The organism is Acinetobacter sp. BHS4, from assembly GCF_018454425.1.
Taxonomy (GTDB): Bacteria; Pseudomonadota; Gammaproteobacteria; order Pseudomonadales; family Moraxellaceae; genus Acinetobacter; species Acinetobacter pittii.
In genome coordinates, this window is record NZ_CP075323.1 from 2,439,774 (window position 1) to 2,461,837 (window position 22,064).

General features: G+C 39.5%; 18 protein-coding genes. 2 read left to right on the forward strand and 16 right to left on the reverse strand.

Going from position 1 to position 22,064, the window contains the following annotated elements; all coding sequences use genetic code 11:
* Nucleotides 1–186: 186 nt before the first annotated feature.
* Nucleotides 187–1,200 (forward strand): site-specific integrase, encoded by a 1,014-nt coding sequence (locus tag KIP84_RS11625; protein ID WP_213688540.1) that lies wholly within the window; start codon nt 187–189, stop codon nt 1,198–1,200.
* Nucleotides 1,201–1,224: 24 nt separating this feature from the next.
* Here the strand turns inward: KIP84_RS11625 and KIP84_RS11630 are convergent, their stop codons facing one another.
* Nucleotides 1,225–1,425 carry a hypothetical protein gene (locus tag KIP84_RS11630; RefSeq protein WP_213688541.1) on the reverse strand — a complete coding sequence of 67 codons (201 nt, stop codon included), beginning with the start codon at nt 1,423–1,425 and terminating at the stop codon, nt 1,225–1,227.
* 179 nt (nt 1,426–1,604) lie between these two features.
* On the opposite strand from KIP84_RS11630, the gene KIP84_RS11635 reads away from it, so the two are divergent.
* On the forward strand, nt 1,605–2,297 hold the full coding sequence (locus tag KIP84_RS11635; RefSeq protein WP_213688542.1) for a hypothetical protein: 693 nt from the start codon (nt 1,605–1,607) through the stop codon (nt 2,295–2,297).
* 50 nt (nt 2,298–2,347) lie between these two features.
* Here KIP84_RS11635 and KIP84_RS11640 read toward each other — a convergent pair whose 3' ends face one another.
* The 15 genes from KIP84_RS11640 to KIP84_RS11710 form a co-directional block, all read right to left on the reverse strand.
* Complete coding sequence (locus KIP84_RS11640) at nt 2,348–2,887, reverse strand: glycosyl hydrolase 108 family protein (RefSeq protein WP_213688543.1); 540 nt, start codon at nt 2,885–2,887, stop codon at nt 2,348–2,350.
* Between the two features lie 9 nt (nt 2,888–2,896).
* Nucleotides 2,897–3,268, reverse strand: a complete 372-nt coding sequence (locus KIP84_RS11645; protein WP_213688544.1) for a hypothetical protein — start codon at nt 3,266–3,268, stop codon at nt 2,897–2,899.
* A 119-nt stretch (nt 3,269–3,387) separates the two neighbouring features.
* Nucleotides 3,388–5,853, reverse strand: coding sequence for a hypothetical protein (locus tag KIP84_RS18850; RefSeq protein WP_228308291.1), 2,466 nt, complete (start codon nt 5,851–5,853; stop codon nt 3,388–3,390).
* Nucleotides 5,854–5,963: 110 nt separating this feature from the next.
* The gene (locus KIP84_RS11655; protein WP_213688545.1) at nt 5,964–6,203 is read right to left on the reverse strand and encodes a hypothetical protein; all 240 of its coding nucleotides are present in this window, start codon (nt 6,201–6,203) and stop codon (nt 5,964–5,966) included.
* 116 nt (nt 6,204–6,319) lie between these two features.
* Complete coding sequence (locus tag KIP84_RS11660) at nt 6,320–13,144, reverse strand: GNAT family N-acetyltransferase (RefSeq protein WP_213688546.1); 6,825 nt, start codon at nt 13,142–13,144, stop codon at nt 6,320–6,322.
* 89 nt (nt 13,145–13,233) lie between these two features.
* Nucleotides 13,234–13,944 carry a surface-adhesin E family protein gene (locus KIP84_RS11665; protein ID WP_213688547.1) on the reverse strand — a complete coding sequence of 237 codons (711 nt, stop codon included), beginning with the start codon at nt 13,942–13,944 and terminating at the stop codon, nt 13,234–13,236.
* The gene (locus KIP84_RS11670) at nt 13,910–16,204 is read right to left on the reverse strand and encodes a transglycosylase SLT domain-containing protein (RefSeq protein ID WP_213688548.1); all 2,295 of its coding nucleotides are present in this window, start codon (nt 16,202–16,204) and stop codon (nt 13,910–13,912) included. Before KIP84_RS11670 ends, KIP84_RS11665 begins: the two co-directional genes overlap by 35 nt.
* Nucleotides 16,205–16,891: a hypothetical protein gene (locus KIP84_RS11675; RefSeq protein WP_228308292.1), complete on the reverse strand. Its 687-nt coding sequence runs from the start codon at nt 16,889–16,891 to the stop codon at nt 16,205–16,207.
* Nucleotides 16,888–17,361, reverse strand: coding sequence for a phage protein Gp13 family protein (locus tag KIP84_RS11680; protein ID WP_032055960.1), 474 nt, complete (start codon nt 17,359–17,361; stop codon nt 16,888–16,890). Before KIP84_RS11680 ends, KIP84_RS11675 begins: the two co-directional genes overlap by 4 nt.
* Entirely contained in the window at nt 17,358–19,370 is a 2,013-nt protein-coding gene (locus KIP84_RS11685; protein ID WP_213688549.1) for a hypothetical protein, read from the reverse strand. The genes KIP84_RS11680 and KIP84_RS11685 overlap by 4 nt, the downstream gene beginning before the upstream one ends.
* Nucleotides 19,370–19,924 (reverse strand): hypothetical protein, encoded by a 555-nt coding sequence (locus tag KIP84_RS11690; RefSeq protein ID WP_213688550.1) that lies wholly within the window; start codon nt 19,922–19,924, stop codon nt 19,370–19,372. Before KIP84_RS11690 ends, KIP84_RS11685 begins: the two co-directional genes overlap by 1 nt.
* A gap of 14 nt (nt 19,925–19,938) precedes the next feature.
* The gene (locus tag KIP84_RS11695; protein WP_213688551.1) at nt 19,939–20,304 is read right to left on the reverse strand and encodes a Gp49 family protein; all 366 of its coding nucleotides are present in this window, start codon (nt 20,302–20,304) and stop codon (nt 19,939–19,941) included.
* A gap of 68 nt (nt 20,305–20,372) precedes the next feature.
* Nucleotides 20,373–20,630: a hypothetical protein gene (locus KIP84_RS11700; protein WP_213688552.1), complete on the reverse strand. Its 258-nt coding sequence runs from the start codon at nt 20,628–20,630 to the stop codon at nt 20,373–20,375.
* A 2-nt stretch (nt 20,631–20,632) separates the two neighbouring features.
* Nucleotides 20,633–21,037 (reverse strand): Bbp16 family capsid cement protein, encoded by a 405-nt coding sequence (locus tag KIP84_RS11705; RefSeq protein ID WP_213688553.1) that lies wholly within the window; start codon nt 21,035–21,037, stop codon nt 20,633–20,635.
* A 14-nt stretch (nt 21,038–21,051) separates the two neighbouring features.
* A complete protein-coding gene (locus tag KIP84_RS11710) occupies nt 21,052–22,047 on the reverse strand; it encodes a major capsid protein (RefSeq protein WP_213688554.1) in 996 nt (331 codons plus the stop codon).
* Nucleotides 22,048–22,064 lie beyond the last annotated feature (17 nt).

Sequence of the window (22,064 nt, forward strand, 5' to 3'; positions counted from 1 at the left end):
GAAAGGTTCTAGTAACTTTTCGGCTTGTTTTTTATTGTCGATAGGTCAGCTATGGCTATTCAAAATAGTCATATTTCACATTAAAAAACGCTTTATATTTCCGTGCCGCCGCCAGAAAAGTGGGTGTCATTTGTACATCTTCAATTTTTGTCGGCAGTGCGCCACCAGAAATTTGGAGTGTTAAAAATGCAGAAACCGACCCGTCGCGGCAACGCTTGGCGTATTGAAGTTCGATTCAAAGGTAAACGTTACGCAGCCACACGTGACACAGCTAGTGAATGTGAACAGTGGGCAGCAACCAAACTACTAGAATTACAATCTGAACAGCCTGTTTCAGAACCCGAAAAAATCCATATCTCTTTTCAAGCCCTCTTTGATATGTACTATCAAGATGAAGGCCGCAAAATGAAAAGCGCCCGTTTAATTGTTCAAATGCTCAAATGCTTAAAGAAAAATTGGGGCGAACTAGCTGATGAATCTATACACGATCTAACCCCTACTTTAGTTAAGCAATGGCGAGATAAGCGCTTAAAGCAAGTAAAAGGCGCAACTGTCATTAGAGAAATGGCTATGTACAGTTCAGTTTTTGACTTTGCACGAAAAGAACTATTTTTAACTAAAGAAAATCCATTTAAAGAAATTACTAAACCATCAGCACCCCCGCCAAGGCATCAACGTGTTAATCAGGATCACATTGATAAAGTTGTAAAAGGCTTGGATTATGAATGGGGTAAGACACCCACGCAGCCAAGACATCGTGTTGCATGGTCATTCCTATTTGCCCTTGAAACTGCAATGCGCAAAGGCGAAATACTTAGTGTACAAAAGCATTTAATTTTTACTGACTTCATCCGTCTATTAGACACTAAGAACGGCTCTTCGCGTGATGTACCCTTAACGGCAAAGGCAAAAGAAATGCTTTCTTGGTTGCCAGAGGATCCAAACGATACGCGAATGGTTCCACTTACATCAAACGCCTTCAGGTTAATTTGGCAACGTAATTTACGTCGCGTTGGTTTGGATGGGGTTATTACATTCCATGATTCAAGACATGAAGCAATTACAAGATTCGTTCATGAATACCGTTTACCCGTGGAAATTCTCGCAAAAATCACAGGTCATAAAACAATTAGTGTTTTAGTGAATACTTATTACAACCCTACAGCATCGGAAATTGCCAAGATGCTAAACGCTGCATAAACAAAAAGCCCCTTAATTGGGGCTTTATTTTTGTACTGGTTGTTTCTTATCGAAATGCCACCAAGTCCTTTGAAAATAAACTTCATAACGCAAGAAGTTAATTTTCAGTTCATTACCATTGTAATCATAAATATTGGTAACTTCGCCATTCTTATCAATGTCGGCAACAAGGTCAACATTCCTTGTATTTGCAAAGTCGTGAAGTTTGATTAGCTGACTAGACATTAAAGCGCTCCTTTTTTAAATTATAAGAAAAGATTAAAAATAATTCAAAATAGTGTTTAATTAATAATTATCTATATAGTTTAATAAGTCGAAAATACTTATAGAAACTCTTTCTTAAATGCGAATATTTAACAATTAATTAAATGTTAAATTAACTCCTAAACTTACAGGTATGCAAAATGAAAAAAGAAGAAGTCAACACATCTGAAATTGCTCTAACTACAACTGAAAATATTATAAGGACTTCATTGGAAGGTGTGGCAGAAGGTATTGCAGTTGATTTAATTAGTGCTATTCCTTTTACCTCAACTTTAGTTGCAATTGGCAAAGTAATAAATAATCTTAAGAATCAAAGATACTATAAGAATTTGCATGCTTTTATAAATGAGTCAGAAGCGCAGGAGGAGTTTTCAAAAAAATTTTTTACCGAAAAAAGCAATGCCGAGATAGGATTAGAGATATTGAGTTTAGTTGAAAAAACTTACTTAGAAAAACAAGCAAGAATGATTGCAAGAATCACAAGGATGTGGAAGGAAACCAAAGAAATAGACAAAGATCAATTTGATGAGTATGCAAATATTATTATGAGTTTTGATAGCTACTTAATTAAACAGTTTGAAAAATATATGCAATACAAGAAGCCTGAAGAAAAAGTATCTTATGCTGTAAATATCACACCAAATAGCATTAAGCCTGGTAATCAACATGATGAAATGTTCATATATCCCAACATGAATTTTGTAACACATGGTTTTCTAAGACAAAATACTCAAAAAAAAGTTTTTATGGCGGGTGCTTTTCAAAAAGATTCCCATTACTCAATAACTGAAAAAGCACATTATTTTTATTCAAAAATTTTTAAAGATCATTAAATTAATATAAAGTACATGCATTAAGCATGTACTTTGTTTAGTGCATTTTATCAAGTTCGATTAGCAATCCACCCGTAAAAGAATTGCTCTTGCGTTGGATTGCGCTCACAGATTTCGATATAGCGCTGCCCCTGCATAATGTTCAGTACTTTCAGCATTACCTTTTCGCCGTCCTTGCCACGTTTAGCAAGGAAGATTTTTAAAGCCCCTAACGTAGCAGAACCATAAATACCATCAACGGCTAGATCGGGCCAACCGCCTTTACCTTGGTTATTCAGTAGATTCAATGCACGTTGTAATAAAGGCTTTGCAAAAGCTACGCCGCAGTTAACACCAGTATCAAGCAACTCTTCAGCAATTAAAGGAGATAAAGCATTAACCTGGTCAAAACGCGGGTTAATCCAATATTGCTGTTTATAAATTTGCTTTGCCAAATCCAAAGGCAAATCACGCATTGGACCCTTCCAACCGTTTACCCGTGCAACGGCTTCAGTGATTCCATAATTAGTTGCGCCGCCACGATCATTAGGGTTATTTACATAACCACCTTCGCGCTTGATAAGTTCATCAATATATTTATCTACTGACATGTCACTCTCCTATTTAAACAAGGCTTTGAACGATTCTTTAATTTCAGAAATTAATTCACTCATCGTTTTACCCTTCCACAACCTAATGGCTTGGTACCAGATACCAATTAGGAGCATGCCGAAAACAGCAAAAATCAGCATGATAAAACCGTGGGTCATTGGGTGAAGATTCCCTAAATCTTGGTATTCAATAAAAGCTGAACCACCGTAAAGGCTGATTGTGATGCTGATAGATAATTTCAAAATGACACTAAGGTTAATTTTAATCTTTCCTTCAATGTCGATATCACCGCTTAACATGAGAGCAAAAATGCCGCCCATGACTGCCGCCCATATTTTGATAATCCAAGGCAATGATTTAATAGTTAAAGGGTCGTTCATTTTTTCCACCAATCTAATGTTTTCATCATTTTATTGATTGGTTTAATTTCTGTATCGAAATCTGTTGACAGTAAAAAGCCCCAAAACAATTGGGGCTCTATAGCACTAATTGCAAAGGTTTATAAATATTCAACTGTAATATAGAAGTCAACCACTCCAGATGTTATTACCCCTGTTCCACTCAATGACGCAATAATATTTGTAGTAGCTGTCCAGCTCGCGTATTTACCATTTTTACCTCCTGTTAATAATGAACCAAGTTCGGAATTCGCATTACCAACCTGCTTTGTCGTGTCTACTGCTGCACTAAGTAAATATTCAGTACCACTATTAGCAGTGCCAACGGTTATAGCTGGAGAAGTCGTTCCACCAATCGGGGTAACTACATCCATAATAATGTCGCAAACTCTTGCTTTCGCAGGAATCTGCATAAGTGTTTGATGAATACTAGTTGCAAACTTAGTGTAATCAACTGAAATTTTGAACGCTCGACGCTGTAAAACAAGCCACTCTTTTATCGTTTGAGTTGATATTAGATTTGCTTGTTTATGCGAACGATCGCCACGTCTAACATTGTTTACTAGAGTTGTTTCAGTGCGAGGTGTAGTTGATCCAATAAATACATTGTTTTCTTCTGTAATATCAAGGATATTATTCTGATACCACAATCCATTTTTTGAATTAACAGACTTGTTTCTACGAATAACAACATCATTAATATTAGATGTTCCATCCGCGCGTAGATAAAAGGAGATTGGATTGACCGAAGCACCGACATTGACAGGGTTCAAATGTTCGTTTTCTTCAATCACTAAACCAGAAAATGAAGCACCTGTGTTGGGGGCATAAACATATATTCCGTTATATGTACCAATCCCCACATTGCGCCTAATCTTAAAGTTAGTCATAACTTCTGCAGTAGCAACAGGTTGAGTTAATAAGTAAACACAAGCAGAGATATTCTGCATTCCTGTATCTGTCGTTACTGTATTATCAGAAATATCAACACTATCAATACTTAATACAAAGTTTGCACTACCAAATACACCTGCTTTATAAGTTGATTCTGTAGCATACAACTTATTATTCAAGTGTATTTGATTTCCTTTAATCTGAGCATTTTTAATCAGTGTTTGTGAAAGTGTAGCTGTTGGTTGGCGCCACAACCTGACACCACCAAGGAACATATCAGACATAATATTATTGTTAATTTGAATTTGGTCACATGTCGATGTCCAGTTTGAGTTCACAATTGCGCCATTAAAGTAGGATTTAATAAAGTTATTGTTAAATGTTTGTTCAGACCCGTGGACTTCAAAAGCATTTCTTGCTCCAGGCCCATCAAAAACAGTCGGGCTGGTATTTTGGATGTAAACACCGTAATCGCATTTAACATTATTAGCGTAGCCAAATACCGCCGTAAAGTCTTTGGAATCAAGCCCATTATCAACATGTATGTTGTTGCATAAATTCCAGTTTTTACCAAGTATTGCAACAAAAACTCCCTGTGTTACCCCGACTATAATATTGTTTTCCCCCGGGTTATTTTTAAAAATACAGTTATTAACATCTACATTGTCACAGTATGCAGAATTTCCAAAGACACCAATGAAGGCTTGATTGTAACGTGCCGCACCTTTGTGATTATTTTCGGCATTCCCGTCAAACACAATGCCATTAATGCGCCAATCGTGTTTGTAAGTCGCAGTATGAAAAAGCGTGTACCACTTAGGTGCCGCTAACGAAGACACATTATCAATGATTTTAAAAACTGGCTTACCTTCACCCTGAATATCCATGTAATCATAAATATTAAGAGCGTATGTACTGTCACTTGGGAATGTTGTATTAAACTTCCGCGGATCAATTAAGTATGTTCCCCCGCGAAACTTTAATTGCTGCTTTTTTGATGCTGTGTCTTGAATTGCTTGTTCAATAAGTGAAGTTTGTTCAATAGGATTATTAGGTATCACCCCATACTGATCAGCATAAACTACTTGCTTATCTATGCGTTCATTAAATAATTTTTGAGAATCATTAATATGTTCTTGAGTTTCTCCATTGTGAATAACAAATTTAGAGGGTAATCCAACTACTGGGTACCCTAGAATTGAGCTTGCAATTCCGTCAATGTAAGCCTTTAATTCAGCTTCTCGTTGTTGGGCTAAATCATCATAATCAATATCTGCGAGAATACGTGATTGAGTTTCAAAATCGACTAGATGTTTCCATTCTTGTAAAATAGCAGTTAGTTTATCTAATGCTCTTTCAATAACATCTGGATAAAAATTATCATAATTAGTAATGTCAACTAACTGATCAACAGGAGTTTTCCCTGCAATATAGAAAAATGTCTGATCATCAGGTGCTTCAACAAATGTTACGTAACCTCCAAGATCATCGGGGTTAAACGTGACCGCATACGTAGTCTCATCAAGGAATTCAAACTCATTCCCAACCTTTACACGAACAGCTACACCTGTTTCGTCTTCTTGGTCGAAAATTCGAAATGCAAAATCAAACCGCGTATTTACCCCATTCCCAACATAAAGTTGGCTGAGCCGGTCGGTAACTTGAACTGTCATAAGCTCACCAATAAAAAAGGCCGTATTCTCTACAGCTAATTTTAGGTAAGCTTACAAATAATAGGAGGGTTGTAGGTCGGGACGTGTCAACAGGTGATTATGTAAAATAATTAGAAAGCTAAATCTAAGGCTTCTTCTTCAGTATCGGCAAAACCAACAACAACTTGTCCTAGGTTTTCAATACCTTCCCACAATAATTGATTGCTTTCGGCATCGTATTTATATGTTTCAGCACCTATGAGCATTTCTTTATCGCTTTTAAAAACGATAAATTCTTTACCACCTTGTCTGACGTTGCCTTTACCTAAGTAAAAACCATTGCCCAAGTCTTTAGTTACTAAATAATTCATGTTTAAAACTCCATAATTTGGTTAGATATTGAACTAACAAAAATGTGGAGTCAACTATAATTTTTAGGCAAATTGTTGTTAAATAACGGGAAATAACAGTTGATCATGCTGAATAATTACTTATCATCTTCAGGCGCATGCTTCCCTGTAATCGTTCCTCGGGTAGCATCGTAAATACTATCTGGCGCTTCTTTCTTACCTTGTGCAATTGCTAACCAATACCCAATAGGCTTACCAAGAACAGCAAACGGAATACCTGTTGCAAGGGTTGCGGTGTTCAACATGTCTTTTGCTGCTTTACCTTGGTTTACTTCCTTATCTTCATCTAAAGCACGTTTTGCATGTTGGATTAATGAAAGCCCGCTTTCGCCCATGCTAAACACTGGTGAAGCTGTGTAGCGGTCATTTACAACGCTATCGTCTGTATTACTGATTGCAGCGTTCACCACATTACCCGCATAAGGCACAAATGCCGAAAGCATCTTTAACTGTGAAAGCGCAAGTTTTGCGGATAAGTCATCCCATTTATCGCCGTCATCGTCACCATCTTGTAAACCGCCCGCAAATATCACACTGAGCAATTCAGATAAAATTGAAGGTATAGAGATCATCATCAAAGCGATATATGCCAAACGTGGCGAAGCTTGAACCCATGAACCATTGCTTGCTTCAAGCGCTAACTTAGCTTCTGAACTAGTCGTATTCCAAATCATGTTGAACCAGTTGTAAAACATCAAGAACATACGTTTAGCAGGTGTGCCGCGTTCAAGATTTGAAATTCCCTCTGGTGACATATCTGTCATGTACTGACGAATAACCGCATCCGCTGCATGAACGGCATCATATTGTGTCATACCTTGTTCGGTGTAATGGTTGAATGCAGCTTGCCAAGAAATCATTTCCATTGGTCGTTGTATCGTTGTTTGCAATACATAGGCGTGTTTCATGGTGAAAGCTTTCACTGTTTGAATTGCGCCCTTTTGGAAAACAATTTCGTCCACGGCATAACGATATTCATCGGCCGCACGATCGAACCGTGTTTTCATGAAGTCAGACATTTCCATAATGTTATTCGCCATGTCTTCACGTGTAGCCACTGAAGTAAAATAGTGCGCCTGCGCTTTCAGCAATTGTTTAGGCGGTACCGCCACTGATACTTGTGTAAACCCTGTGAATTGTTCAATGGCGTTTTTCAAGTTGCCCGCCATGATTGCAATACCAGTATTACGACGTAATACACGGAAAATATTATCTAACAGATGAACCCCTGAGCTTTCATCGACTGTCTGATTAGCGATTGCTTTAAGCCAAGGATTAAAGACTTGTTTCACACCGAACGGCATTACACGTTCAATTTCATTTCGGAAATCTTTATTAAGCAATAAACGCCCTACTTGGCGAATCTGTAATTCAAGATGAATATAGCGCAGCTCTTTATCAAGATGACTTGGTAAACGAGACATATCTAATTCAAGCTGATCGTGGTAACGATCTGCACGTGACTTGGTAAAGTTAGCGCCAGTCGTTGCGATATCTAAAGCCTGTAAGTTATTTTCGGCTAAGTTTTTATCTTGAATGCGGTCTTGCTCATTTGAGCGAATACGGTCATAAGCAGCAGGCACATAACCGCCTTCATATTCTCCGAAAGGCGTACTCACTGGTGTACGTGGCAATTCGTCAAAATACCGACCATTAATTTTTTTATGGGTAACTTGCGCTTGCTCTTTGTATTTATCAAAAAGATTCCAAAGTTTTTGTATGTTATCCATGTCCTCTTTAGTAATCACATTTTCAGTGATCATCCGGTTAAAGAACTGATCCCATGCGCTGAAATCAACAGAGCCATCTTCTAAGCGTGCGCCCCAACCATAACCCAAAACAAGGCGCTCTTTGTTGCTCATATTGCCCGTATGCAGAATTGCATGCAGTAAAGATTGCTTGCCTACGAAAGTAAAATTATTCAATTCAGGCGCAGCAATTTTTGAATTATCGAGTTTGCCAAAACCTTCAAAAATATCGACTACATCTTTAAGCATCTTAGCTTTTTCAATTCGATATTTAGCTAAGGCATCTTGCATAGGGTTGATTAAATACTTACGGAATTTACCAGTTGGGCCGCCGTCTAGCCATGTAATAACCTGGTCAACACGTTTTGCAGATGCACCTAGTTCCATGAATCGTGCTTTAAGTTCGGCTGTCTTATCTCTACCCAATAAAGTTTGCTGAATTTTCTCAACGCTTTTCTTGCCGCCTGATTGTTGTATTAGCTCTTCACGGACTTGTTCGCGTTCAAATGCTTCATCGGTTGTATGCCATACCTTGTTTTCACGTGATCGATGCCATAGCGTTTCGACCGCAGACATTACCGCATTGAATTGCTCAAGTGTTAATTCGCGGTAGCTTTGGTTTTCAGGTAAAGCACCGATGTTTTGAATTTCAGCATAAGTGGTCGGGTCGTATTTACGAATCAATTCTAGTTGATGCTCGTAATTAGTAGATTCGCGGCCAAGGTCATATTTACCCAGAATGCCACGTGCTGCAGTCACGAAATCAAAGTCACGGTTTTTTGATAATTTCTCGTTATTACCAAAAACCTTTTTAACTAAATCAAGGTTTTTCTGAATCTGGTCTTTTGCGTCATAGCTGTATTTGGTTGCATAGAACTGTACTAATTGATTTCGTTTATGGCGGGCCGCTTCGACTGTATTACCCTTACGAAAAGAATCATTAGCCATACGGCCCAAACGAGCATCATCTTGCGCACGTACATGTGGTCGAATGTCTTTAATTTTTTGGCGTTGAACAATATCTTGAGCAACTGTTTTTGCTGCTTCATTCAAAGCAGACTTACGACCAAGCATACCGTTTAAAGCAGCCATTTCAGCCGACAAGAAACGCGCACGAACATCATTGTGCAAAGCGGCTTCAACAGCTTCAACAATGCTTTGCTGATCAAAAAATTCGGAATATTGCACGGCCATGCGCGCATCAGTGAGTTCATCAATTTTTTGCTTTGGACTTGGTGAGTTAAGCAAATCACGAATCAATGCGTCACCGCTTTCATAACCGAACATCTCAGCAACTACATCGGGATTTTCACCACCTCGCTGTGCAAAGCCGTAGGCACCTTTTGAAATACTTTGATAAATAGCACTGTCACGGCCGTATTTGGCTTCAATCCAATCTAATGACAACTTGCCTTTGGTCGTGCGACCTTCTGCATAACGTTGCAGCAAGTCCATGTCTTGCGAATAATCTAATAATTCAGGATTCACTTGCGTTGAATATTGATTAACGCCGCGCAACTGGTCTGTAAATTTATCTTCAAGTTCGCGTGTATCAAATTTGCCGTGCTCATCTAAAGTTAAATAACCTTCTTCGCTAAGCTTCTCAGCCATTGATTCAATCGACAGGCCTTTTAATTTTGACTTTGAAGAACGTACGACAGGTTTATTGCCAATGCCTGATTTGGTTTTGGCAGCTTCATCAATGCCCCACGTGCTTTCTACTTCATTTGCATCAAGCCCGCCAAACTTTGCAATTGCTTCAAATAGATTATCGCGTTCAGGTTCAACTTTGGTTGAATCGCGCTTAGCAACTTGGTCAAGCGGTTGACGTAAAAACGCCATGGCTTGATAAACGGGTTGTTGTGAAATTTCCTTTGCCATATCTTCACGAACCGCGGCCCGCTTTTTGTCAGCTTCTTTTTGCAATATTTTCAAATACTTAGACTTTTGCTTTTGGTACCAAAGCATATTGCGCAGGGATTTCTGCTCTAATGTATTTATAGATAATTCTGTTGCAATTTCATGGTCTTGGCGCATTTCGTCATAATCTTTTGGCGAAATTCCAAGGCGCATTGCATCATCTTGATGAATTAACATTTCAAGATTTGACGCGGCTTGTGCTTCAGCAATGGCACTTGATGATGCAAGCATACGGTCCATTACACCTGTAATATCGGCATTCAATTCTGCACGGTCATTGATGCCCATAAACTTTTCAATGTTCCGGTACACAGCAATCATGAATTGACGGAATCGGTTGAAAACCTGCTTTAATGCTGCGCTTGGTGCTTTCCCCGTAAAAACATATTGCTCAAACGTTTCTGCAAATTTTTCGTGAACTTCGGTTTTTTCCGCATCGGTGAAAAAATCCCATTCGCCAAGGTCCGTTGTTTCTGGTGATGCCCACTTCATTACCGTTTCCATATCTGCACGGACTTGCACGGGTGCATCAGGACTTAAAGCAATTTGCATATTCATTTCTAAGAAATGATGCCCTAACTCATGCACGAAGGTAGAAAAGTCAGCATTTTTGCTTAGAACAATTGTTGAACCATCTTGACCAATGGTGAAAGTAATTGAACCGCGTGTACCCCCATTTGCTTGATTATATTTACGACCATTTGGTGAACGGTACATACTTTCAGAAATTTCATAATCTTTATTGCGGCCTTTATTCTCAACAAAGCCGAGTTTTTTATAAAAGCCTGTAAGTCTGTTTTTGTTCCCGCCAAAATCAGAACTTGGGGTAAGCGCAATCGTTTTATTTTGCGAGTCAGCATAGTTAATAATATCCTGCATTGCTTTGGTGCCAGTTCCTTGATTCCGCATAGCTTCAGGCACAACGATTTTATGCAATGAAAGAATATTGCTTGTTGGACTACCTTTTAGACCTAATTCAATTCCATATTGTTTTTTAATGCCCTTAACAAAATCATCTACTGAAATTGTTTGTTCAGGTGTAGCACTTTGATTAAACGATGTGCCCTTATCTGTTGTCGGTTCATCAGCAATACGGATTGGGAAGCGATCAAAAGCATCTTTTGCACTAATGCCGAGTTTATCGCCTAAGGTTGAATAGAAAGCAGAAGTTAATTCGCCCGCAGCACGATTATATTTTGCAGTGAATGTGCCAACACTAGCCAACTGCTTTTGAACTTCTGTAGCGACCAATTCTTTAGCATCTTCGGCATTTTCAAAACGCGCTTGCTCTTCCATAAATATGTTGGCTTCTTGCTGCATTTGTTCTGTTGTTTTTGCAAGGTTCTCTTGAGCTTCACGATAAGTTGGCATGTTCGGATCAGAACGTACGTTCTCAACAAAGTCTGTTGGACGCTCAACAACCGACATGGCAGAAACAAACTCATTCACTGGAATTTGCACAGTGCCGTTAAATGTTTCCGCTGTGCCCAACTGATCTTGCAAGCTTGGTGCGCGTTCGAATAAATCAGAAGGTTCAATATTACGGTCACGTAATAACTGGTTGAAGGTCTGACCGTCTATATAAACTTCTTCAACTGCGCCGTGTTCTTCAATGGCCTGTTTGATAAATGCTTGGCTTGCGGAGTCATCACGCTGTGCTGTCTTACTTTCCTTGTTGCGGTCAATAAGGTTATTTAGCACAGATGCAAAGGTACTTGAACGCACGGCATCTTCTTGTTGATCTTGGCGTAATTGGTCTAATGCAAATTGTGCTGTACGTTGGTTTTTAACTTTTGATGCAGATGTAATGGCTACTTCAGGCGCAGATGTTGCAACTTCTAACAAACCTTCTAATGCCATTTCTACAGGGTCGGCTTTTTCACCAACCGCATCGGCCGCACCTTGCACAGAGTACATGCCTGCCGCTGATTGAATGACAGCTTGACCGCCTACAGTACGCAAAGGGCCGCCAAAAGTTACAGGCATTAATGCACCGCCTAAGGCTGAATATTTTGCTGAGCCCCAAGTTTTTGCAGCTGCATAATCGATCTGCTCTTGTTTGGTTAAAAACTTCTCACGTGCTTCTGCCATGTTCTGACCATAAGACACGATAGCGTCAGCAGTACCCGCACCCAATGCGCCTTGTGCAGCATTCCCTGCCACAGTAACACCACGAACCAATGTAGCGGCCTTCTCCAAGTTCATGACCATTGGTGCATATTTGGCGGTGTTTCGGATAAGTGAATTTGTTAAAACACCACCTACCCCCGCGCCTGCATAATACCCGGCTAATGCGGGAGGTGCTTGTTCAATTAAAAACTCACCGACCAAGCCTGCATCGGCATTACTTATCAATTCTTGGGCCGCACCTAGCACACCTGCATCATTTGTCTGCGCAGCAAGTTGCGCCTGGTAAAGCGCTTGCGACATTTCTTGTGATGGTGCAGCTCTGTTTTTAACACGTGTTGCTAAATTAAGTAGGCTATCGTTTCCAGTAGTTGCATTGATTAATGCACCTTCAGTCTGACCAATTGCGGCAACAGCACGAAATGCGGCATTAACGTAGCGATTGCCTTGCTCTTGAGGGCTTACAGGTTCAGCGCTTGCCGTATGTTCCATCCAATAAACTTGATTCTCATAATATTTTTTGAATCGTTCAGCAGACATTACCCCCGCCGTCTTTTTAATACGGTTGTAATGCTCTTTGAAAACTTGGTCCGATGTTTGGGGGACTAATGTTGAACTGAACGAATCAATTAAATTGGTGTTCACGTTTGGCTTAATTTTCTTTTGAGGGTCTTCATAAACCCCAAGTTCTTTTAAGCGTTGTTTTTGTTCTGGTGAAGTGCCTTTATTCAAAACGTTTTGAATGTCTTCATAAGAAACACTTTGGTATGGTTTTGAGAGACTCGAGCCAAGTAGAGAAACCTTACCGCTAATGTCTTTTAGGTTTTCAAAGTCATCTAAAGACACAGCAGCTTGATTTGGATTAAGTGCATATTTACCGAGTACAGGATCACTTGCGACAACATCATTCACGCGTTTTTGCGTGTTGATCTCATCAGCTACAGAAACAATTTGCTCAGGTGTTTCTGTCATCTTGTCATAATCCAAGCCCAATGATTTAGCAGCTTTACGCGCATGGGCTTCAGAATCTGCAATTTGAGTTGGGTTCTTGCCTTGGTTTAATTCAAATAATTGACCAATTGTAAGATTTGCATTTTGATCAGACATAATAAAAGCACTTAAGACTACGGTTATTTGTAATCTTAAATGCTGTTATTGGTTAGACAGCCGTTTGCTGTTGACACTGCATAAACGTGTTATTGAATATAAAAATCTAATTTTTCTTCCAAGCGATTATAAATTTTTAATTTAACCTCTTGGGCTTCTTCATCCGTTAAATTTTCGCCTTTTTCGATAGAAGCATAAGAGACCCCAGTGTTATAAGAATTATTAAGTAAAGAATTGCATTTTTCTAAAGCAATATCTTTTAACTTATTTTTATTCGCAACTGAATACCTTTTAGAATTTACAGCATCCTTTAAACACTGATCGGTCTTTATCACAGAAGAAGTGAACTTTTCAAAAGGCTGATCTTTCATTGCGGGGATTAAATCTTGGCACATCGCATGAAAAATGTTTCCGCCGACTGTTTCGGGAATTGCATTAATTTTTAAAGGTGTTGAAGGATTAAATGATTTAACAACTTTATTCTTATTATTATAAGAAACCATAGAAATTAAATTTAATGCTCTTTGTTTACAGGCGATATCGAAATAAGTTTTTACTTCCACTACATCGTTCAATTTTGGTTTGCTAATATTTACTGTGTTTTTAACCCATATTTTTGCTTTTTCATTTTCTAAATCTATATCCATTGATTCTTTATCTACAGAGTAGACTTCTTTGCCATCCTTAAAAATATCAATCCATTCCGCATTAGCAGACGGAGTGAAACATAAAAAAGATGATAACAGAATTAAAGTTCTCATTATATTAAAAGCCCCTTCTAGCCATTGAGTAATAAGCATTAAGATATTCCGCCAGTGTTACTTTTGATAGGTCACGACCTTGCTTTTTAAATAAATCGTCAATCTTTTTCTGAGTATTAGGAGCAATATCATCTTTGCTTTTCACAGAGTATATGCGATTTAGTGTGCTTTCAGAATCACCAACTGAAACGCCAAACAAAGAACGTGACGTTGTGATTTTGGTATTTAGTCCAATTGTTTTAAGAACAGCTCGGCTAAACTCATCCTTGGTCAGTTTACTTCCTTTTCTAGCTTCAGCTTCACGCAATGTTTGAGTCACATCAGCCTGAACAGCAGCATAATGATCAATCTGATTCTTATTGGTTTTATTAGTTATGCCAAGCATAGGTAAATAAGGATTTAAATAATCTGAAACGGTTTTCGGACTAACTTCTAGAGAATCATCTTTTTTTCCATCTTTCGAGGGAGAATTAACATCGATGAACATTTTTGTGACTGCTCGATAGTCTGAAGGTGATAATTTATCAGCATATTGATGTAATACAGATTGGGGCTTACCTTTAAACAATTCTTCTTTGTTTAGCATAATCATACTGTAAACAGTCGAATCGGTTTTAATGTCTTTTTTGAATTTTGCATTACTAACTGATTCAAGGCTTCTAATTTGATTTGGCTCTAAAGCATTAATATCAACAGCGGGAATTTGGTCATAAGAGAATTTCCCAGCATTAATGCCCTTGAAGTAATAATCATAAACTTGGTCTTGTTTTTCCTCTTTGGCTTTATCCAAACCACTGTAATATCTATCTGTAAAAGATAATGCTTTATTTTTAACGTCAAGAGGAACGTCACTATTCCAAATTTCTTCCTGAGCCTGCTCGCGAGTCTTTGCAGGCTTCTTAGCATAATCTCCAAATTCTTGAGAAAGCCATTTATCCATTCGTGCGAGGTAACCCCGACCTATAGGTCCCTTTGGCTGACCACCTGCTAAAACTCTACGAGCATCGTCATCCCCACCATGGTAATAGGCTGCTATAACCATCGGGTCTTTAGTTTTAAATTTCTTACTAATATCAGAAACAAAATCTAGTGCAGCGTCGATTGTATCCGCAGGGTTATCAATATCTCGTTCTCTTCCAGATTGACGGTCCCATTTATAACCATTTTTTTGCGTATCCGATCCATGCCAAGTAGATGGGATGAATTGCATAACTGAACGCGCACCTTTATTGGAGACGGCACTATTATCAGACCTTTCACCCGCTAGTCGTAGACCTAACAATAATGGCGCAGCCCACTCCATACCTTTTTCTTTTGCTGCATGTACTGTGTAAACATCTAAGCGCTGATCATTGTATTTAATATTTTTCATTTGCTCAGGTGTTAAGGCTTTCAATTCTTTGGCAATTGCCGCAGATGCCTGAGGAGGAGTATTTAACGCAGGGTTACTATATTCTTGTGTTCCGGTCGTAGCTCTATTTACTAAAAGCTCAACCTGTTGTTCTTCTAATTTTTGGTGAATGCGTTGGTCAACTCTAAATCTATCAGCAAGTGAGATTTCTTCACCGTATTTACTCTTATAAGTTACCGCTGATTTTAATTCACCATTCTCAATAAAAGCATTGATGTTGTTAAGGTGTGCGCCTGAAATAGATTTCAAGTACATGTTTTCAGCTTCAGTTGCAGATTTACCGTTGAGCGACATTAGCTTGCCCAAAGATGCTTTTAAATTTTCACGGCTTTCATCAATCTTGGTGAAGTCCGCAGGGTTTTCATTTATCTCACGAACAAAACGCTCAGCAGAAGATGAATAAACACTTTGTTGATACACATCATTTTCACGCACAAAGTAATTTTGCAAAGTGCCTTTGAATTGTAGTGAATCACGCGCATAAATTTGCTGAAACATAGCGCGTTGACGACCATTGCTTAACTTGCTTGCAATTTCACCTGCACCATCTTGATAAGCTCTTGAGTAATAATCAACAAAGCTTCCACCTTCACCATCATCAAAGCTAACAACTTCAGCACCTTTTTTCTTGATGTAGCCGTCTGTGTCGTTGTTTTCGAGGTGCAAGCGCAATTCAGAAAGTTTATTTTGCGCGTCAATCACGCGTACACGGTCGTTTTCGTCTTGGTATTCTTTATATTTATTGGCAACTGTATTTGCTAGATTTGCAAAACCGTCTACTTTACTGCCAACCATATCGACAGCTTGACCAGGTGTAACCCCGCCGCTAAGTTGGACATTGGGCATATCGCCTTCAGCGACTTGTGAAGTAAACTGAGGTATACGCATTTACGATGCTCCCATCCAATTCCAATTGTAGTTCTGCCACGATGCGCCTTGCTCATTGCCATAAAGCGACATTGAGAAATTACTGTTAGTGTTATACGAGCCGTTTGTAGGTTGTGACATAGTAAGTGAATCACCGCCTTGCATTGGACTACCAGAGCCGCCACCCATTAATGAAGATGCAAATTGGTCCATAGCAGCAAGTTCAGCATTTAAACGCGGACGTACCGATTTGGCTTGAGCTTCAAGAGAATTTTTCTGATTAATATAATTCGTCTCTTGAACACGATGACCCCAAGATTTCATAGCCGCATTGTATTTGATAGTGTCGATATCACCTTGCGCAAGCATTTCCGTACTTGCTAGTAAGTCAATCGCAGAGCCTTGCGTAACATCAATACCGTTATCAGCAAGCGCGTTTATCTGGCTAGATTTAAAGCCTGAAAGGTTGCGTTGATAATCCGTGACAGTGTTTCGGCCATCATCAATTGCATCGCGTGCTTGGATATCGGCAAGTGTAGCGTTAGCACCTGCCAATTCAGCTTGTTGTTCTAAAGACTGTTTAAGCGCCTTTAACTTTAAATAGGTTGTACCACCTTTTACCGCAGCTGTAGCAATGGCCTGATAGAGATTACCCCCACCCATTTGACCGCCGCCACCTCCACCGCCGCCGCCCATTCCACCCATCATGATGCCACCGTAATACTAAACGGATGAAATAATTCACCGTTAGCCCCATGAATAACAGGTTCTTTAATTGAAAAACCTAGGTGCTTTAAAAATCGTATTGCTGCATCATTTTTGATGTATACATGATTTTTAAGAGCGTCATAATTCGCAAGCATTTCTCGTAAAATGCTGCGGCTTTGCTTCACAAACTCAATTGGGTATTTCTTAATGTGTGTGGTACCAAGTAACCAAGGGCAACCAACATTACCAATTAGACTTGTAAGCCCAACACCACAAATGAAAAGCAACTTACCATTTACAACAACGGACCATGCGTCACGCGAACCCTTCACACAGGTTTTAACGATCCAATCATAGTTATCACTAAAATATGCTTTTAACTCTTCTTGATCCGCAGGTCGTAAATTTTCAACGAGAATACGAATGTCGCGTTCAGTCGGTTTGCGAATCTCAATATTATTTCGTCTCATTTAATTTCAACCTCTAAGGCCAATAATTTCATAGGTAAAGGTTTATCATGTTTTACAGTAATTTGAACGTCTCGCTCGAATGTACTGGCAACAGGAACTTCAACAATACCGTCAATTAAGTCTAATGGTCTGCCGTAAGGTTCACGGCTGCGTGGTTTATATTCAGTTATTGCTGTAGGCTGCAAAATATCTTGGTTAGCACCTACAAGAATATTTTGAGTACCAAGAACACGCAGAAAAGCTTTATTTAAAACTTTGGGTTTTACTGGATTAATTTGTTGATTAAGTATTGGTAACGTCTGCATTTCTGCCACATAAGGCAAACCAATCCAAACGTTAGATAATTCGCGGGATAATTGGATTGTTCCATTGGTTACTTTAACAGGCGGTTTTACACCACCGTCAGCAAAAACAGATACTGTTTGACCTTCAAGCCAATCTAAGCCAGATAGAGAAGTAACTGGTGCCCCTTTATATTGATGTCCACTATCTAAAAAACACTTGTCTTGCATGTCTATGGGTTGTCGGGTAAGCATGCGTTCAATATTATAAAAGCCGTTACGCTCAATTAGTGCATATAAAACTGTTTGATTTTCTTCGGGAATTGCTGCAACAGATAAGAATTTACCGTCTGTATCATGCTCAGCCCATGCCCATACTTGTTGTTGTGGTTCATAGGATAACGATAATAAAACCCCATCTTCACGAACAAAATATATAATATTCATAGGGTTACGCAATAATGCGCAATCAATTATTTTATGCCCATCAAACAATTGTGGGCACAAAATAGATAAATCTAATGTTTGATAAGAAACAGTGTACGAACGGGCAAGTGAGATTTCGTGAATGTGCCCCGTTTGATCTGAAGCAAAAATTGCAGCTCCTCCAATCTCAACAGGTGTTACATCATTTGCCCCTTCTGAAGATTGTTTATTAACGCTTACACTTGCTGCTGTTACGGCACCATCAGAAGAAAGCCGCCAAACAGCACTGCTTGTAAGAATCATTAAATCGCTCATAGGAACAAGGTGTTTTACACCGTTGCCATCCCGTGCAGCAAAACGTATTTGAATTGAGTCTGTATCTTGAAGTGGGATGTGATAACCAAAATTATCATCGGTAGCAGTCCGAGACATTCGCAACCATTGTGGTGATTTATAGCCACCGCCGTAAACCTTACGTTGTCCAAAATAAGCAACGGCTGTTGGGTAGAACTCAAACGGATTACGAATTAAAGGCGGTGTAATCGCTCCATTCGTTTCAATGTAGTCATCCGTAAAACTTAATTCAGTTGTTTCACCAATATAACTTGCAAGGCCTGAGCGAAGTTTAAAAACGTTGTAACGCGTAGCTCCTGTTACAGCATCCCACGTTAGAACGTTTGTGTTACCAGATAATGTTAAATCATTTTTTAGAATTGGAGATTTAGCCGATGCTTGAGATTCATTTTCATCATTTACAGCTGTAACCTGATACACATAATCGCGTTCAATATAGCCAGTAGTATTAGGTTTATTTGCGGTACCTGTTAAATTTTGCGGTGCATCTAAACCGTACCCAACAGTAACAACTTCAGTTGTCCATTCCGTTGCACCTTTACGAATGATTTTACGTGGCGGGTAGTCCGGGTGAGTTATTGTGATAACGTCAGCAGATTGTGCATATCGTAGCTGCATTAAATGCTGTTCAGCATAAGGCACAACAATTTCTAAAGGTGCATCGTTATCATCAAGCAACATCCCACCATCAGCAAAGAAATTTACCGCACCGGCACGGATTGCCAAAACAACCGTTTGTTCTTCACTAAAGATAAAAGGAATAAGGCGCATCTTGCCTAATGTTTTTTCATAATGGTGAACGTAACGGAAACCCGCTCGATAAGTCAGGCCGCCAAACAATTCAACATAGAAGTTTTTGCATTTAGCTACACCAGTTTGATATTTGGCTTGGTCAATCCGACCAAACATATCTGGTGATATAACGCCACCATTAAATGAAAATTGCATTATCGTACCTCAGTCATTGAGCCTACATGCTCAGGACGTTTTTCAAGTCGATGCTGTTGAAGATCAATAAAAATTGCTTCACCTAGTTTCTGCCCAAATAAAGCCATCATCTTCATTTGCATCTGTTCACTTTGAGTCAAAGGACCTGCAATACGACCTGCTAAAAGATATGACAATGCAAGTTTAAAGCTGTCAGGCATCAATGCTAAGTCTTTTACATCATGGACATATCGAAGAACTGGCGCAGGGTCATCAGTAAATAAATGGTTGCCTTCAACGTAGAAACGAGTACCAGACTCGAGCTGAAACAATCGCACTTTGTCACTTGGCAAAACATAGGCGGTGCCGAACTCATAACCCGCATCGACATTCAATCGAACCCGTTTGACCGCAAAGGTCCATTGGTGTTCGTTATCAAGCAATTCGCGTCGGCAAATTGGGTAATATGTATTACACAGATTTGCGGGTTTTGTTGGTTCTGTAATCTCATTTACAACATAGCCTTGTGCGAGGTGCGACAAGGCCAAATTGCAAAGATCAACGATTGATCTCATGGGGCTATCCTGCTTTAGAACTGTTTGTCTAAATCAGCTTGATAAAGTTTTTCTTTCAACAAGTACCCTTCAAGCTGCCAAATTTTTTCGCGAGCATTTTTATAGGCAATTTCTTTGCCGATGAATGGGTCAAAGTTTTCAGGGCTTGCGCATGCGCTTTCACCTGTAACCGTAAAGCCGTTTTCCAAAACGATTGTGCAGAAAGTTAAACAACGTAATGTTTGATATGTCTTTTCATCCATTGCCTGTTCAGGGTCAATGGCTGCTAAAGGTGAAAGGTAATAAACATGCTTAACTTTTGAATCAATGTGAGAAGGTGTAATGCGTGGAGCTGTTAAACCTTTCTCTTGAATTTGCTGTTCAATTTGTTCTTCAGACATTTGGTGCACCTTTTAGCTACGTTTGCTTTGTGAGGTAAAAGCCCGTACTGATACGGGCCCTTTTTTAATTATTCAGCTAATAGAAGCTCAATGATTTGTGCTTTTGTCTCTGAGCCATCCAATTCAATACCCTTATCTAAAGCGGCTTGAGTTAGCGCTTCCTTATTCATAGATGAAAAAGGATTTTTAGTCTCAGGTTGTTTTGGCTCAACATCATCAAACCAGAGTGCTGTTTCTTCTTCAGGTACAGAAAAAACTTCGCCTTCTTGAATTAAGCGATCGTTATAGAATCCTTTTTGATTCGCTCGAACTTGCTTATATTCCATGATTAAGCCCCCGCATAAACTGGATAAGCAGTGTTAACATCACGACTATCAGAAATGTGTGAAAACACAGTTCCTGCTGTGAATGGCCCACTACCAACAGAATAGTTCAAACGCACGTAACGCTTAGGTTTAACGGGCAACATGACTTCAGCAATAACACCCGAATTAAGCTCAGCACCTGTATAAGCGCGGGAAGTTTCAATGGTTTCCCAAGAAACGTTGTCACTTGATTGTTGAAGCTGCACAGTAATGGTTGCAGTAGTTGGGGCCAAGTTTTTGCCCCGCACCAAAACAGGCAAACGATTTACACTTGTTGATGCCTTCTGCAAATCAAGTGTGTCTGTAGAAGTCGCTGTGACAGTAATAGCCTGATCAAGCGACATCACCAATAATTTATCAATAAGCATAGCTAAGCTACTCCTTAAACCACACGTGATTCAGTGTTTAAAATCGCATCGACACGACGAATAGGGATACCGTCGAACTTAGTAACGCTACGACCGCCTTGCTCTTCTACCGTGATGCGCACGTTTTTATTGTTAACGCTTTGACGACGTAGGAAGGATGAAATAGTACGGTTGGCATAAATCGCAACACGACCACTTGTTTTACGCGGCAACAACTCAGCAGCTTGGGCCAATAAGTCAAACAAGTCTGCACCCGCACTTGCATCTTTAGTAAGCGCAGCAACATCAATGTTTGCAATACGAACTAATGCACGCCAATCACGAACAGTAACACCTGCATTCCAAACGAAATGAGTGCGTAGAACTTGGTGCATCAAGCCGTTTTGGTCTTTATCTGTTACCTCACCAAGATTACGGATTTGCAATCCTGCTTTAGTGCCTTTCGGATAAATCCCGTGAACGGTATCTTTATGCCAGACTACAAACCAAATTGAAGTATTGTTATTACCTGTACCGCCTGCATCTAAGATATTTCGTTTATTTGCAGGATTAGATTGAGAAATGTCATTGAAACGTGGTGCAAAACCAGTAAATGCCGCAGGGGTATCGCGCGCATTACCATAGACTACGGTTTCACCCATAGTTTGAGACATACCCTCAACAAATGCAGCATCTTCACTAGCACGCCATTCTTGAGGGTCTTGTTCCATATCATAAAGTTGCTTATCAACTTCAGAATAAGATTCGAGCAAACCGCACGTATCACGTACAGCTGCAGTTGCAGATTTTTCAGCAGGAACACCATAGTTTAGTAAACGCCAAGCACCCTTAGGTAAACCTGTACGAATTGTTGTTTTATGACCAGTACCGTCATTTGCTTCAACCCAAACCATGTCATCAAGTAATTCATTACTTGCGCTAAGGATTTCAATAACTGCACTTTCGGGTGTTTTTCCGTAGCGTGCAGCTAAATCCATCAAGGTCGGTTGTAATTGTGCGATTACAGACATATTCAGCCCTCTGTTAG

Coding starts and splice junctions, on each gene's coding strand:
- KIP84_RS11675 (WP_228308292.1), bottom strand. CDS start 16,891: ATGATGGGTGGAATGGGCGGCGGCGGTGGAGGTGGCGGCGGTCAAATG.
- KIP84_RS11660 (WP_213688546.1), bottom strand. CDS start 13,144: ATGTCTGATCAAAATGCAAATCTTACAATTGGTCAATTATTTGAATTA.
- KIP84_RS11685 (WP_213688549.1), bottom strand. CDS start 19,370: ATGCAATTTTCATTTAATGGTGGCGTTATATCACCAGATATGTTTGGT.
- KIP84_RS11695 (WP_213688551.1), bottom strand. CDS start 20,304: ATGTCTGAAGAACAAATTGAACAGCAAATTCAAGAGAAAGGTTTAACA.
- KIP84_RS11680 (WP_032055960.1), bottom strand. CDS start 17,361: ATGAGACGAAATAATATTGAGATTCGCAAACCGACTGAACGCGACATT.
- KIP84_RS11640 (WP_213688543.1), bottom strand. CDS start 2,887: ATGTCAGTAGATAAATATATTGATGAACTTATCAAGCGCGAAGGTGGT.
- KIP84_RS11710 (WP_213688554.1), bottom strand. CDS start 22,047: ATGTCTGTAATCGCACAATTACAACCGACCTTGATGGATTTAGCTGCA.
- KIP84_RS11705 (WP_213688553.1), bottom strand. CDS start 21,037: ATGCTTATTGATAAATTATTGGTGATGTCGCTTGATCAGGCTATTACT.
- KIP84_RS11625 (WP_213688540.1), top strand. CDS start 187: ATGCAGAAACCGACCCGTCGCGGCAACGCTTGGCGTATTGAAGTTCGA.
- KIP84_RS11670 (WP_213688548.1), bottom strand. CDS start 16,204: ATGCGTATACCTCAGTTTACTTCACAAGTCGCTGAAGGCGATATGCCC.
- KIP84_RS18850 (WP_228308291.1), bottom strand. CDS start 5,853: ATGACAGTTCAAGTTACCGACCGGCTCAGCCAACTTTATGTTGGGAAT.
- KIP84_RS11700 (WP_213688552.1), bottom strand. CDS start 20,630: ATGGAATATAAGCAAGTTCGAGCGAATCAAAAAGGATTCTATAACGAT.
- KIP84_RS11635 (WP_213688542.1), top strand. CDS start 1,605: ATGAAAAAAGAAGAAGTCAACACATCTGAAATTGCTCTAACTACAACT.
- KIP84_RS11665 (WP_213688547.1), bottom strand. CDS start 13,944: ATGCTTATTACTCAATGGCTAGAAGGGGCTTTTAATATAATGAGAACT.
- KIP84_RS11690 (WP_213688550.1), bottom strand. CDS start 19,924: ATGAGATCAATCGTTGATCTTTGCAATTTGGCCTTGTCGCACCTCGCA.
- KIP84_RS11655 (WP_213688545.1), bottom strand. CDS start 6,203: ATGAATTATTTAGTAACTAAAGACTTGGGCAATGGTTTTTACTTAGGT.
- KIP84_RS11645 (WP_213688544.1), bottom strand. CDS start 3,268: ATGAACGACCCTTTAACTATTAAATCATTGCCTTGGATTATCAAAATA.
- KIP84_RS11630 (WP_213688541.1), bottom strand. CDS start 1,425: ATGTCTAGTCAGCTAATCAAACTTCACGACTTTGCAAATACAAGGAAT.